Annotated in this window: 12 protein-coding genes and 1 riboswitch; of the genes, 1 reads left to right on the forward strand and 11 read right to left on the reverse strand. The window is 68.7% G+C overall.

Annotated elements, in window-relative coordinates; genetic code table 11:
- Positions 1-65: 65 nt before the first annotated feature.
- Positions 66-2,951, reverse strand: coding sequence for an aminomethyl-transferring glycine dehydrogenase (gene gcvP, locus ACIRQ7_RS09805; protein WP_404261301.1), 2,886 nt, complete (start codon positions 2,949-2,951; stop codon positions 66-68).
- Positions 2,952-3,139: 188 nt separating this feature from the next.
- Positions 3,140-3,237: riboswitch (glycine riboswitch) on the reverse strand.
- Between the two features lie 114 nt (positions 3,238-3,351).
- On the opposite strand from gcvP, the gene ACIRQ7_RS09810 reads away from it, so the two are divergent.
- Complete coding sequence (locus tag ACIRQ7_RS09810; RefSeq protein WP_404261303.1) at positions 3,352-3,735, forward strand: PRC-barrel domain-containing protein; 384 nt, start codon at positions 3,352-3,354, stop codon at positions 3,733-3,735.
- Here ACIRQ7_RS09810 and ACIRQ7_RS09815 read toward each other — a convergent pair.
- The 10 genes from ACIRQ7_RS09815 to ACIRQ7_RS09860 all read right to left on the reverse strand — a co-directional run bounded on the left by ACIRQ7_RS09815 (position 3,645) and on the right by ACIRQ7_RS09860 (position 13,950).
- A complete protein-coding gene (locus tag ACIRQ7_RS09815; RefSeq protein WP_404261304.1) occupies positions 3,645-5,120 on the reverse strand; it encodes a DNA polymerase IV in 1,476 nt (491 codons plus the stop codon). The genes ACIRQ7_RS09810 and ACIRQ7_RS09815 overlap by 91 nt on opposite strands.
- Before the next feature lie 66 nt (positions 5,121-5,186).
- Positions 5,187-5,792 (reverse strand): MerR family transcriptional regulator, encoded by a 606-nt coding sequence (locus ACIRQ7_RS09820; RefSeq protein ID WP_401467711.1) that lies wholly within the window; start codon positions 5,790-5,792, stop codon positions 5,187-5,189.
- Positions 5,793-5,978: 186 nt separating this feature from the next.
- A complete protein-coding gene (locus tag ACIRQ7_RS09825; RefSeq protein WP_006606439.1) occupies positions 5,979-6,452 on the reverse strand; it encodes a bifunctional nuclease family protein in 474 nt (157 codons plus the stop codon).
- Positions 6,453-6,505: 53 nt separating this feature from the next.
- Complete coding sequence (locus ACIRQ7_RS09830; protein ID WP_404261307.1) at positions 6,506-7,255, reverse strand: MerR family transcriptional regulator; 750 nt, start codon at positions 7,253-7,255, stop codon at positions 6,506-6,508.
- Between the two features lie 17 nt (positions 7,256-7,272).
- Positions 7,273-8,121, reverse strand: coding sequence for an FHA domain-containing protein (locus tag ACIRQ7_RS09835; RefSeq protein WP_404261371.1), 849 nt, complete (start codon positions 8,119-8,121; stop codon positions 7,273-7,275).
- 118 nt (positions 8,122-8,239) lie between these two features.
- Positions 8,240-9,385, reverse strand: a complete 1,146-nt coding sequence (locus ACIRQ7_RS09840) for a DUF881 domain-containing protein (RefSeq protein WP_404261308.1) — start codon at positions 9,383-9,385, stop codon at positions 8,240-8,242.
- A gap of 5 nt (positions 9,386-9,390) precedes the next feature.
- Positions 9,391-9,723 (reverse strand): small basic family protein, encoded by a 333-nt coding sequence (locus ACIRQ7_RS09845; protein WP_042152041.1) that lies wholly within the window; start codon positions 9,721-9,723, stop codon positions 9,391-9,393.
- On the reverse strand, positions 9,720-10,652 hold the full coding sequence (locus ACIRQ7_RS09850; RefSeq protein ID WP_404261310.1) for a DUF881 domain-containing protein: 933 nt from the start codon (positions 10,650-10,652) through the stop codon (positions 9,720-9,722). Before ACIRQ7_RS09850 ends, ACIRQ7_RS09845 begins: the two co-directional genes overlap by 4 nt.
- Before the next feature lie 77 nt (positions 10,653-10,729).
- On the reverse strand, positions 10,730-13,225 hold the full coding sequence (locus tag ACIRQ7_RS09855) for a sugar phosphate nucleotidyltransferase (protein ID WP_404261311.1): 2,496 nt from the start codon (positions 13,223-13,225) through the stop codon (positions 10,730-10,732).
- A 116-nt stretch (positions 13,226-13,341) separates the two neighbouring features.
- Positions 13,342-13,950, reverse strand: coding sequence for a CDP-alcohol phosphatidyltransferase family protein (locus tag ACIRQ7_RS09860; RefSeq protein WP_401467696.1), 609 nt, complete (start codon positions 13,948-13,950; stop codon positions 13,342-13,344).
- Between the last annotated feature and the right edge of the window lie 184 nt (positions 13,951-14,134).

Raw genomic sequence — 14,134 nt, forward strand, 5'->3', positions numbered from 1 at the left:
CACCGCAGGGACAACAGGGCCCCCGGCACACCTGCCGAGGGCCCTTGAAGTGTGTCCGTGGAGGCTCAGCCGTCGTACTCGTCCATCGGGGGGCAGGAGCAGACGAGATTACGGTCGCCGAAGGCACCGTCGATGCGGCGGACCGGCGGCCAGTACTTCTCCGCGGCCACGACACCGGCGGGGAAGACCGCCTCCTCGCGGGTGTAGGAGTGCTTCCAGTCACCGCCGAGCGCACCCGAGGTGTGCGGGGCGTTGCGCAGCGGGTTGTCGTCCTTGTCCCACTCCCCCGAACCGACCTTCTCGATCTCCGCACGAATCGCGATCATCGTGTCGCAGAAACGGTCCAGCTCGTTGAGGTCCTCGCTCTCGGTCGGCTCGATCATCAGCGTGCCGGCCACGGGGAAGGACATCGTCGGCGCGTGGAAGCCGTAGTCGATGAGCCGCTTCGCGACATCGTCGATGCTCACGCCGGTCGCCTTGGTCAGCGGCCGGACGTCGATGATGCACTCGTGGGCGACCAGGCCACCGGGGCCGGTGTACAGCACGGGGTAGTGCGGCTCCAGGCGCTTGGCGATGTAGTTGGCGCTGAGCACCGCGACCTGGGTGGCGCGCTTGAGGCCCTCGCCGCCCATCAGCCGGACGTACGCCCAGGAGATCGGCAGGATGCCGGCCGAACCCCAGGGAGCCGCGGAGATCGGACCGACGCCGGTCTCCGGGCCCGCGGTGGGCTGCAGCGGGTGGTTGGGGAGGTACGGCGCGAGGTGGGCGCGGACACCGACCGGGCCGACGCCGGGGCCGCCGCCGCCGTGCGGGATGCAGAAGGTCTTGTGCAGGTTGAGGTGCGAGACATCGCCGCCGAACTTGCCGGGCTCGGCGAGACCGACCAGCGCGTTGAGGTTGGCGCCGTCGACGTAGACCTGGCCGCCGGCGTCGTGCACCGTCGCGCAGATCTGGGTGATGTGCTCCTCGAACACGCCGTGCGTCGAGGGGTAGGTGACCATCAGCACCGCAAGCTGCTCGCCGTACTGCTCGATCTTGGCGTGCAGGTCGTCGATGTCGACCTCGCCGTCCTCGCCGGTCTTGACGACGACGACCTTCATCCCGGCCATCACGGCGCTGGCGGCATTGGTGCCGTGCGCGGAAGACGGGATCAGGCAGACCGTGCGCTGCTCGTCGCCGTTGGCGCGGTGGTAGGCGCGGACGGCCAGCAGCCCGGCCAGCTCACCCTGCGATCCGGCGTTCGGCTGGATGGAGACCTTGTCGTAGCCGGTGACCGTGGCCAGCCGCTCCTCCAGCTCCTGGATCAGCGTCAGATAGCCCTGGGCCTGGTCGGCGGGCGCGAACGGGTGCAGCTGACCGAAGGCGGGCCAGGTGACCGGCTCCATCTCGGTGGTGGCGTTCAGCTTCATCGTGCAGGAGCCGAGCGGGATCATGCCGCGGTCCAGCGCGTAGTCCTTGTCGGCGAGGCGACGGAGGTAGCGCAGCATCGCGGTCTCGGAACGGTGCTGGTGGAAGACCGGATGCGTGAGGTAGTCGTCCGTGCGCAGCAGCGCCTCGGGCAGCGCCTCGGCGGCGGCCGCGTCCAGCTGCTCGACGTCACCTTGGACACCGAAGGCGCCCCAGACGCCGGCCAGCTGCCCGCGCCCGGTGGTCTCGTCGCAGGCGATGCCGACGAGGTCGGCGTCGACCTGGCGGAGGTTGACGCCGGCCTCCCGGGCGGCGGCGACGACCTCGGCGGCCCGGCCGGGGACCCGTGCGGTCAGCGTGTCGAAGTACGCGCCGTGCACGATCTCCACGCCGCCGGCCCGCAGACCGTCGGCGAGGACGGTGGCGTAGCGGTGGGTGCGGTGCGCGATGGCCTTGAGGCCCTCGGGCCCGTGGTAGACGGCGTACATGCCCGCCATGACGGCGAGCAGCACCTGGGCGGTGCAGATGTTGCTGGTGGCCTTCTCGCGGCGGATGTGCTGCTCACGGGTCTGCAGCGCGAGACGGTAGGCCTTGTTGCCGTCGGCGTCGACGGAGACACCCACCAGGCGGCCCGGCAGGCTTCGGGCGAACTTCTCGCGTACGGCCATGAAGCCGGCGTGCGGACCGCCGAAGCCCATCGGAACGCCGAAACGCTGGGTGGTGCCGACGGCGATGTCCGCACCGAGCTCGCCGGGCGAGGTCAGCAGGGTCAGCGCGAGCAGGTCGGCCGCTACGGTGACGATCGCGCCCAGCTCATGGGCCTGCTCGATGACGGCGCGGGGGTCGCCGACCGCGCCGGAGGCTCCCGGGTACTGCAGCAGCACGCCGAAGACGCCGCGCTCGGCGATATCGGCCGGAATGCCGTCGGACAGGTCGGCGACCACGACGTCGACGCCGGTCGGCTCCGCACGGGTCTGGATCACTGCGATGGTCTGCGGCAGACAGTCGGCATCGATCAGGAAGACGCCCTGCTTGACCTTGCCGACGCGGCGGGAGAGCGCCATCGCCTCGGCGGCGGCGGTGCCCTCGTCCAGGAGGGAGGCACCGGAGGTGGGCAGCCCGGTCAGGTCGGCGACCATCGTCTGGAAATTCAGCAGCGCTTCGAGGCGGCCCTGCGAGATCTCCGGCTGGTAGGGCGTGTACGCCGTGTACCAGGCCGGGTTCTCCATGACGTTGCGCAGGATCACCGGCGGGGTGAAGGTGCCGTAGTAGCCCAGGCCGATCATGGAGGACAGGACCTTGTTGCGGTCGGCGAGACCGCGCAGCTCGTCCAGGACCTCGGCCTCGGACCGCCCCTGCGGCAGGCCCAGCGCCTCGGCGCTCTTGATCACATCGGGCACGGCGGTGGCCGTGAGCTCGTCCAGCGAACCGAATCCGACGTGCGCGAGCATCTTCGCCTGCGCCTCGTGGTCAGGCCCGATGTGCCGGTGCTCGAAGGGTGTGCCGCGCTCCAGCTCGGTCAAGGAGATGCGATTGGTGGTCATCTGCGGGGGCCTCCTGGTCATAGCGACCTTCGAGGGGCACCAACGCGCTGGTGCCCGGACGGCCTCCCCCTCTGTCATCTCAACCTGAGAGCTTCACCGGTCCGCATATCGCGGTCCGACTTTCACCGTCGGTGAGGAGGGGTCCGGCGCTGTGCCTGTCCGTGGCCCGCCCTGCTTTCCAGAGTGACCTCGTCCATGCGGTACGTGTGCCTGAGAGATTCCGGGGAGGATTTGCTCCTTCGGCGCCCCCGTCGCGAACGACAAAGGACTCTCCCGCATGGGGTCTGCAGCCATTCGCCAGCCTACCAGCGAGCCTCCTGGGCAATCTTTCGAGTGGCCGGGGCATGAAATGTGCCGTTTGGTAGTTGTCACAGGACAGTTGCGACCAATTGGAGGGGCCGTGCAAACCGATATCGATCCCCGGAGCCTGATCGGCCGCAAAGCGTTCGACCGGCAGGGCGCCAAGATCGGCACGATCGACGAGGTGTACCTCGACGACGCGACGGGGGAGCCGGAGTGGGCGGCCGTACGCACGGGTCTCTTCAGCCGGGACGCGTTCGTCCCCCTGGAGCCGAGCGAGATGGTCGGCGAAGCGCTGCACATCCCCTACGACCGCAAGCTGATCAAGGACGCCCCGGACTTCGGTGTCGGCCGCCACCTCTCCCCCGAGCAGGAACTCCAGCTCTACCACCACTACCGGCTGGATATCTCCTCCCCGGCCTCCGATTCCGTGTCCTCGTCCCGCGACAAGGACTTCGGCCGGATCGCCGGCTCGGAGGACTGAGCGCCGCCGGCCGCCCCGCCCACCAGCGGCAGTGGCTCCGCCGCCTGCAGGGCCGGGTCGTCAACGCCGAAGGTCCGCACCCTCCCCGGTGCGGACCACGGCGTCTCGAAGCGCACGGTCACCCGCCCCACCCCGCTCCCCTGGACCCAGCCGGCCCCGAATTCGTCATGGACCACGTCCAGCCCCGGGTGCCAGCGGCGCGGCCGCTCCTCCTGCGGCTCCGGCTCACCCGGACCGCCCGCCCGCTCCGCTTCCTGGCGGGCCGCCTGCGCCGCGAGGGCCGCCTGCGCGCTCTCCGCCGCCTCCCGCTCCGTGGCGAGCTGGGCGAACAGGTCCTCCTGTGTGAAGTCGGCGAGACCGCTGACCCCGACACCCAGCAGCCGCACCCCGCCCGTGGTGTCCACCGTCTCCAGCAGGCGCGCGGCGGCTTCGCGTACGACCCCGGGATCGTCGGTGGGGCCGCGCAGCGTCTCCGAACGGGTCAGCGTCGAGAAGTCGTAATTGCGCACCTTGATGATCACCGTGCGCCCCGAGCGCCTGGCGGCCCGCAACCGCTGCACGCACCGGTCCGCCAGGCGCACCAGCTCGGCCCGCACCCGCGTCCGGTCGGTCAGATCGACCTCGAAGGTGTCCTCGACGGACACGGACTTGGCGTCCCGCTCGGCCACCACCGGCCGGTCGTCGCGGCCCAGCGCCATCGCATACAGCCCGGCGCCGTGAGACTTGCCCAGCAGGCGCACCAGCTCCGCCTCACCGGCCTCGGCGGTCTCCGCGATGGTGTGGATCCCGGCCCGGCGCAGCGCCTCGGCCGTCGCGGGGCCCACTCCGGGCAGCGTGCGCACCGTCATCGGGCCCAGCAGCTCCCGCTCGGTACCCGGCTCGATCACCACCAGGCCGTCCGGCTTCGCCGCCTCGGACGCGATCTTGGCGAGCATCTTGGCCCCCGCGAGCCCCACGGACCCCGTCAGGCCGGTCACCGACCGGATGTCCTGCCGCAGCCGCACCCCCACGGCGCGCACGGCCGACGTCTCCGCGTCGATGCCGCCCGCCTCCAGATCCACGAACGCCTCGTCCAGGCTCAGCGGTTCCACCAGCGGCGACAGCTCGTGCAGCAGCGCCATCACCTGGTCACTCACATGGCGGTAGACGCTGAAGCGCGGATGGAGATAGGCCGCATTGGGACACAGGCGGCGCGCCTGGGCCGTGGGCATCGCGGACCGGATCCCGAAGACCCGGGCTTCGTAGGACGCCGTGGACACCACTCCGCGCGGCCCGATCCCGCCGACCACCACGGGCTTTCCGCGCAGGCTCGGCTTAGCCGCCTGCTCGGCGGCCGCAAAGAACGCATCCATGTCGAGATGCAGGATCGTCGGCGCACGTCTCACATGACCGATGCTGCCGCATGCCACTGACAATGGCCCGATGCCGGGCCGGGCGGTGCCGTGAGCGGCTCAGACCGCCCGGTGACGGCGTCGCGCCAGCTCGTCGTGCGGATTCTTGCCCACCAGCGTCTCGCCGGTGTCCACCCGCTCCGCGTGCAGCTGTGACAGCGCGCCTTCCACGTCCCGCCACACCACGCCCACGGCGATCCCGAAGACGCCCTGACCGCCCTGGAGGAGCTCCACGACCTGGTCGGGCGAGGTGCACTCGTAGACCGTCGCGCCGTCGCTCATCAGCGTCATCCGCGTCAGATCCGCGATTTCGCGCGCACGGAGGTGCTGGACGGCAGTGCGGATGTTCTGCAGCGAGACACCGGTGTCCAGCAGCCGCTTGACGATCTTCAACACGACGACGTCGCGGAAGCTGTAGAGGCGCTGGGTGCCGGAGCCGTACGCCGGTCGGACGCTCGGCTCCACCAGGCCCGTACGCGCCCAGTAGTCGAGCTGCCGGTAGGTGATGCCCGCCGCCGCGCACGCGGTCGGTCCGCGGTAGCCGATGGTCTGCGTCTCGCGGTCCGCCGACACCGCCACGGCCGGTGCCGGGGCACGGTTCGCTGCTGCGGCCGAGTGGAGCGGCAACGCCCCTTCCGCCGCCATACCGTCGCCGGTGATTGCCACGCCGCCCTCCGTCCTCCACGTCCCGGACGGGACCTGCCATATCGACGGTATGCAGTCACTCGGGGTGCGTCAACGATCGCCGCGCTCGCCACGCCGAGTGATAATCACCCTACGAGTGGTTTCTCGTGACCTCGCGCGGGGAACGGTTAACAGTTTGGCCGGAAAGCGGTGGTCGGCGGCCGAGAGTCACTGACTGTTGGTGCCGAAGTCCTCGGGCGAGATCTGGTCGAGGAACTCGCGGAACTTCTCCACCTCGTCCTCCTGCTCGTCCGGGATCGCGATCCCGGCATCGTCCAGCACACCATCGGTGCCGAAGATGGGCGTACCGGTACGCAGCGCCAGCGCTATTGCGTCGGACGGACGTGCGCTGACCTCAACACCACTGGCGAAGACCAGTTCGGCGTAGAACACCCCCTCGCGCAGATCGGTGATGCGGACCTGCGTCAGCTCCTGGCCCACCGCTTCCAGCACATCCTTGAAAAGGTCGTGCGTCAGCGGCCTGGCAGGGACCATGCCCTGCTGGGCAAAGGCAATGGCGGTCGCCTCCCCCGGCCCGATCCAAATGGGCAAGTAGCGATCGCCTCCCACCTCCCGCAGGAGCACGATCGGTTGGCTGGAAGGCATTTCCACCCGGACACCCACGACGTCGAGCTCGTTCACACAGCAACCCTAGGACGTGCCCGGCAGGTTTGGGTAGTCGGGCACTCGTTTGCTCACTTGAGGCGGACCCGCAAAGCGGTCTGGACCAGTGCCGCATGGAGCCGTACGGACAGCGTTGCCAGCTCTCTGGCGGTCGCCTCGGCATGGGCCCTGGTCTGCGGATTACGGTGCCGCCGAAGGGGTGCAACGACCTGTTCGACCAGGCCCGCCTCACGCTCGGCGGCCGCTTTCACGGCACGCAGATGCCGCGGCTCCAGGCCGAAACGGCCGAGATCCGCGACAAGTTTGGCCACCGTGACGGCCTCGACGTCGTATTCGCCGTCCGCATCGGGGACGACGAGGCCGTACGACTCCCAGTCGGCGAGCGCCTCCGCGTCCACCTCAGCGGCGGCCAGCAGCTCCGCCCGGCCGATCCGGGCAGCAGTGGGCCGCTCCTCCTCCGGGGCCCGCACACCCTGCACCAGGTCCCGGGACGGCGTGGTCGGAGCCGGCAGCTGCACCTGCTCACCGCGCTCCAGGGCGTCCAGATGCTCCCGGATGACCTTCAGCGGCAGATAGTGGTCACGCTGCATCCGCAGGACGCTCGCCAGCCGCTCGACGTCGCCGGCGGTGAACTTCCGGTACCCGGAAGGCGTGCGCTTCGGTTCGACGAGCCCCTCGGCCTCCAGGAAGCGAATCTTGGAGATGGTGACCTCGGGAAATTCGTCGCGCAGCTGGGTGAGCACCATGCCGATGCTGACCGGCCTGCTGTCCGAAGAGGCGGCGCCGGCCGAGCCGGCACCGCCTGTCGGTGTATCGCGCATATACCTTCCCCGGCCGGTCAGATACCGGCGCCTCGCTGGCTCGCGTAGAAGACCAGGCGGTATTTGCCGATCTGGACCTCATCGCCATTGGAGAGGGCGACGGAGTCGATCCGCTCACGGTTGACGTAGGTGCCGTTCAGGCTGCCGACGTCGGCGACCGTGAAGAGGCCGTCCTGGCCACGGCGGAACTCGACATGGCGCCGCGAGACCGTCACATCGTCGAGGAAGATGTCGCTCTGCGGATGACGCCCCGCCGTCGTCAGCTCACCGTCCAGAAGGAAACGGCTGCCGGAGTTCGGACCCCGGCGGACGACCAGCAGCGCCGAACCCAACGGAAGGGCGTCAACGGCCGCCTGCGCCTCGGGGGACAACGACGGCGTCAGGGTCTGGCCCGTCGTCTCCGCGTCGTAGGCCTCGAGTCCCGAGATGGAGATGGTCGAGGTCGTCTCCGACGGGCGCTCGGGCTGGGCGCCCGCGCGCAACGGCGCACCACAGTTGGAGCAGAACCGGCTCGCCTCGGCGTTCCGGTGCCCACACCTCGTACAAACCGGCAAGGCCAACCCTCCACCCGCATGTGCGGCCGATGATTCCTGGGAACCTATGCGGCCGGACCCGGAGGGGTCAACAGAACCCGCGCCGTGCCCCCCGGACGGACCGCCGACCTCATCGCGGAAGAGCGGACGGTCCTCGCCCGTACCGCTCTCGTCGGGCTGGCGCGGAGCGCGGTGCCGCGCCGAGCCGCTGCCGCCCTCCTGGCGTGCGCTCTTGCCGAACAGCTTTCCAAACAACTTCACGGGCGATTCCCCTTGTACGAAACAGACCCGCCCGTGGGGCAGGACGAACCCTCGATGCACACACCGGCCGATCCGGACATCATGTGAACGTCCGTGGCCTTCAGACAGTTTCCACCACACACCACACGCACGATGCGTCGACCCCCCGCTACCACATGCCCTCCCCGGGCCCTCGCGATACGTGTACGCCTCACTGCGAAGACGACCGAGCGTAGTCAGGCCGCTTCGGCTGTCGCAAGGCGTTCACAATGATCTTCCCCTCACGGGTCACAGACACCTTGGCCTGCTCTTTCTCCAGGGTCTGAACCACCCCACCAGGGATGTTCAGCGCCGGCTCCAAGTCCTGCGGCTTGCCGATGACCTTGAAGCGGTACGGCTGCGTGACGCGCTTGCCATCGATCTCCACCCCGCCCCGGACATCCGAGAGAGAGGTGCTGGCGACGACCCGCACGTCATTGACCTGGATGGCCTCGGCGCCGGCCGCCCGCAGCTCCTGGACGGTGTCCAGCAGCTTGTCCGCCTCGACGGCGTGCGCGGGGTCATCAATGGTCAGGTTGATGCCGGGGCCCTGCGCCGCGACGGTGCCGGCCAGCACGCCGAGCTGCTGTTCCTTCTCCACGGTCTGCTTACGGGCCTCCTCGGCCTGGTCCGAGCTGTTCTCCAGCTCGGTCTTCTGCCGCTCCAGGCGCCGCTGTTCGTCCGTCAACCGCTGGGAGCGATTGTCCAGCTCGTCCAGGATCCGCACCAGGTCCTCCTGGCGCGCACCGCGCAGCGCACTGCTGTCACTGGTGGAACGTACCTGAATCGCGAGGCCGAGGCCGAGAATGAACAGGAGCACGGCAACGATCAGTTGAGCTCGGGTCAGCCGCGGCGGCCACAGGCTCGCGGCCAGCCGCTGCCGGCCGGTCCCGGACCGTCCCGGAGACTCTTCTTCCGCAACTGCTTCCGGAGTGGCGGAGCCTGCCGCTGCATCCTCGGCCCGCTCCGTGCCGTGCGGCTCGCCGTTTGCCGGTCCCTCCTCGGCTGCCGCCGACTCGGGAGCGGTCCGACCCTCGGTCCGTGCTTCCGGAGCAGTCCGACCTTCCGGAGCCATAGCGCCCTCGGGAGCGGTCCGGCTTTCCGGAGGCATCGGACGCCGGTCGGCCGGGCCGCGGTCCTGCTGGGGCTCGGGCTTCTTCTCCAGGTCCGGTTTCTTCCCGGTATCCGCCGCCGTGTCCGGCTTGTTGCCGGGCTCGGACTCGCGGCCCGGCTCAGGCTTGCCGCCCGGCTCCGGCTTGATGTCCGGCTCCGGCCGGTTGTCGGGCTCGGGGGTCTCGGGGGTCTCGTCGGTGGCCATCCGCCTCACGCCCTGAAGACGTGCCGGCGGATCGCGGCAGCGTTGGAGAAGATCCGGATACCCAGCACCACGACGACACCGGTGGAAAGTTGGGAGCCGACGCCCAGCTTGTCGCCGAGGAAGACGATCAGCGCGGCGACCACGACGTTGGACAGGAAGGAGACGACGAAGACCTTGTCGTCGAAGATGCCGTCCAGCATCGCCCGCAGACCGCCGAACACGGCGTCCAGCGCGGCGACGACAGCGATCGGCAAGTAGGGCTCGACCACCGTCGGCACCACGGGTCGGACCACAAGTCCGACCACGACTCCCACGATGAGGCCCAGTACGGCGATCACGATGTGCCCTTCCCTGTGTCGCTGCCGTCCGTCTTTGCGGCTCCGGCCTGCGGCTTTGCGGTACGTACGATCAAACTCGGCGCGGCCGGCAGCGCGACCTCGTTCTCGGCGGAAATCCTGGTGCGTACGCCGTAGTTCTGCTGCAGTACATGCAGATACTGGCCGTCGGCACTGTCCTGGAACGCGGTGCTGAGCCGCTGCCCGTCTCCCACCGCCAGCACCGTATAGGGCGGCACCAGTGGCTTGTTGTCGACCAGTATGGCGTCTCCTGCGGCCCTGATCGCCGAGAGTGACGTAAGCCGCTGCCCATTGACGGAGATGGCCTCCGCACCGGACTCCCACAGGCCGTTGACGACGCGTTGCATGTCCCGGTCGCGTACCCGCCCGGTGTCCGAGAAACCACTGCTCTCCCGCGGGCCACCGCCGCTGGACTCCGCCTGCTTCGCGTCGTCCACGACCAGTTTCACGCCGGGTCCGGTCACCTTGGTCGAACCGGACAGCAGCGCCAGCAATTCGGCCTTGGCGCCGCCGTGCGTCTTCAGCGCCTCGCGCTGCATCCTGCTGACGTCGTCACGCATCGCATCGACCCGGCGCTGCTGGTCGTCGGCCTCGTCGGTGCCCTTCTGGATGCGATGGATGAGCTCTTCGCGTTCCTTGGCGAGGGTGGGGGCCGACTCCCGCGCCTGGGCGGCACCGACCGTCACCACCACGGCGGCCAGCACCAGACCGGCCGCGAGCCCCAACTTCGCCCGCAGGGTGCGCGGCAGCCCGCGCAGACCCGCTGCGGACTTACGCTCGGCGGCCTCGGCGTATCCGTCGTCGAGGCTGTGATCCATCACGTTGGTCAGCAGCGACATGGACGCATCGGGGCGCGCAGCGGGCTTCGTGGGGCTGCTCCGATCGGGGCGCTGCTGCGACATGCCGCACATCGTCGCACGTCGCCGACGCAGTCTCCCAATGGCCCCACCGGTGTGCCCGATTGCGGGCACACCGGTGGGGTTCCGACTCAGCGTCCGGCGCTGTCGACCACCGCTGACCACTCGTCCAGCAGCTGCTGAGCGGTTGCGTCGTCCGGTCCTTCCGCCCACAGATGGGTGGTGGCCTCGGCAGGGTCGGGCAGCACCAGCACCCAGCGCCCGTCGGTCTCCACCACGCGCACACCGTCCGTGGTGTCCACATCCCGGTCGCCGGCCGCCTCGACCACATGACGCATGACCAAGCCCTTGACCGCCCATGGCGTCGCCAGGTCGCGCCGCAGCACATGCGCCCGCGGGATCCGTGCGTCGATCTGGCTGAGCGTGAGCTGCGTACGGGCCACCAGGCCGATCAGCCGGACGAACGCCGCCGCACCGTCGAAGACGCTGCTGAACTCCGGGATGATGAAGCCGCCCATGCCGTCCCCGCCGAACACCGTCGCGTCATCGCGGCCCACCCGGGTCAGATCGTCGGGCGAGGTGGTCGTCCACTCCACCTGCGTGCCGTGATACGCCGCGACCTGCTCGGCGATACGGGTCGTGGTCACCGGCAGCGCCACCCGGCCACTGCGCCGCTCGGCCGCCACCAGATCCAGCATGACCAGCAGCGCCCGGTCGTCCTCGATGATCCGGCCGCGCTCGTCCACCAGGGACAGCCGCTCGCCGACGGGGTCGAAACGCACCCCGAAGTCCGCTCGCGCCGAGGCCACGATCTCGCCGAGCCGGACGAGGCCCGAACGCCGGGCGTCGGCCGTCTCCGTCGGACGGGATTCGTCGAGACCGGGGTTGATCGTCAGCGCGTCCACCCCGAGCCGGCCCAACAGGCTGGGCAGCACCAGACCGGCGCTTCCGTTGGAGGCATCGACGACAACCTTCAGGCCGGCCTCGCTGACGCCGGTGTTGTCCACGGCACGCAGCAGGGACCCCGTATACGAGTCGAAGACACTGGCCGGGAAACGCAGGTCACCGATCTCGCCCGGGAAGGCGCGCCGGTACTCCTGACGTGCGTAGACCCGGTCGAGCTTGCGCTGTCTGGCCTGCGACAGGTCGGCGCCCCGCTCGTCGAAGAACATGATGTCGACGGAATCCGGCACGCCGGGCGTCGTACGCACCATGATCCCGCCCGCGCTGCCGCGAGCGGTCTGCTGCCGGGCGACGGGCAACGGGACGTTCTCCAGGTCACGTACGTCGATGGCACTGGCCTGCAGCGCGGAGATCACCGCGCGCTTGAGTGCCCGCGCACCACGGGAGTGGTCCCGGGCCGTGGTGACCGTGGACCCCTTCTTGAGGGTGGTGGCATAGGCGCCCGCGAGCCGTACGGCGAGTTCCGGCGTGATCTCGACGTTGAGGATCCCGGACACGCCGCGGGCGCCGAACAGATGCGCCTGGCCCCGGGATTCCCAGATCACCGAGGTGTTGACGAAAGCACCGGCCTCGATGGTCTTGAAGGGATAGACCCGCACATTGCCCTGCACGATCGACTCTTCACCGATCAGGCATTCGTCGCCGATGACGGCGCCGTCCTCGATCCTCGCCGCCCGCATGATGTCGGTGTTCTTGCCGATCACGCAGCCGCGGAGATTGCAGTGCTGGCCGATGTAGACGTTGTCGTGCACCACGGCCTTGTGCAGAAATGCGCCGCTCTTGACGACGACGTTGGAGCCCACGATCGTGTGCTCCCGGATCTCCGCCTCCGCTTCGACCTTGGCGTAGTCGCCGATGTACAACGGCCCCCGCAGCACCGCGTCCGGGTGTACCTCGGCACCCTCGGCGACCCACACACCCGGCGAGATCTCGAAGCCGTCGATATCGACATCGACCTTGCCGTCGAGCACATCGGCCTGGGCCTTCACATAACTCTCGTGAGTGCCCACATCCTCCCAGTAGCCCTCGGCGACATAGCCGTAGATCGGCTTGCCTTCCTTCATGAGCTGCGGGAAGACATCGCCGGACCAGTCGACGGAGACATCGGGCTCGAAGTAGTCGAAGACCTCCGGCTCCATGACGTAGATGCCGGTATTGACGGTGTCCGAGAAGACCTGTCCCCAGGTGGGCTTTTCCAGGAAGCGCTCGACCTTGCCGGTCTCGTCGACGATGGTGATGCCGAACTCGAGCGGATTGGGAACCCGGGTGAGACAGACGGTGACCAGCGCGCCCTTTTCCTTGTGGAACCGGATCAGGTCGGTCAGGTCAAAATCAGTGAGCGCATCACCGGAAATGACGAGGAAGGCGTCATCCTTGAGGGCTTCCTCGGCGTTCTTCACACTACCGGCAGTGCCGAGCGGCTTTTCCTCGTTGGCATAGGTGAGCTCCATCCCGAGCTCTTCCCCGTCGCCGAAATAATTCCGCACGAGCGAGGCAAGGAATTGCACGGTCACGACGGTCTCTGTAAGACCATGCCGCTTGAGCAGCCTCAGAACGTGCTCCATGATCGGCCTATTGGCCACAGGCAGCAGCGGTTTGGGCATACTGGACGTCATGGGGCGAAGGCGTGTGCCCTCGCCGCCGGCCATCACAACGGCCTTCATGTCGGAAGCGTCCTCCTCTAAAGAGACGACGGTCTTGCCGACTTCACCCGTCCAGATCGCCCACTGTTCTCACGTACGGGCGCCGGTACTTGGCACTATCTGCCGGTTCGGCGAGCTCAGTCGGCCGTGGCGTCCGCTCTGATGAGCCGGCGGACCTGTACCACGTAGAGGACTCCTGCCCACCAATAGAGGGCTGTACCCCATCCGGCGAACGCCCATCCGAAAATAGCAGCGAGTGTGTGAAGCCAGCCGCTCCCGTCGCTCAGGAGGAGCAACGGGAAGGCATACATCAAGTTGAACGTAGCTGCTTTCCCGAGGAAGTTCACCTGGGGAGGGCCGTATCCGTGACGTCCGAGGAATCCGACCGCGATGAGCAGCATCAGTTCGCGGGCCAGCAGAGCCGCGGTGAGCCAGACCGGGAGGATCTCGCGCCAGGTCAGGCCGACGAGCGTGGAGAGGATGTAGAGGCGGTCGGCGGCGGGGTCGAGGATCCGGCCCAAACTGCTGATCTGATTCCAGCGCCGCGCGAGCTTGCCGTCCAGGTAGTCGCTGACGCCGCTCAGAGCGAGAACCAGCAGTGCCCAACCGTCGGCCTTGGGCCCGCCGAATTCCGGCCACAGGATCAGCCAGAGGAACACGGGCACGCCGAGGAGGCGAGCCATGCTCAGAATATTCGGAAAGGTGAGGACGCGATCCGTCTGGACCCGCGTCTCCTGGACCTCCACGCGGGGGCCTCCTGTGGGAAATGTGCCAACGATGCCCCCTGACCATACCTGCACCGCCGGCCACGCCACGCCGCGGGTCCCCGTCACCCGGGAACGCGAAAAAGCCCCGTCGGGAACCCTAAGGCTCCCAACGGGGCAATCTCACAATAATTGTTCGGCGGCGTCCTACTCTCCCACAGGGTCC

The organism is Streptomyces sp. NPDC101393, from assembly GCF_044767385.1.
Classification (GTDB): Bacteria; Actinomycetota; Actinomycetes; order Streptomycetales; family Streptomycetaceae; genus Streptomyces.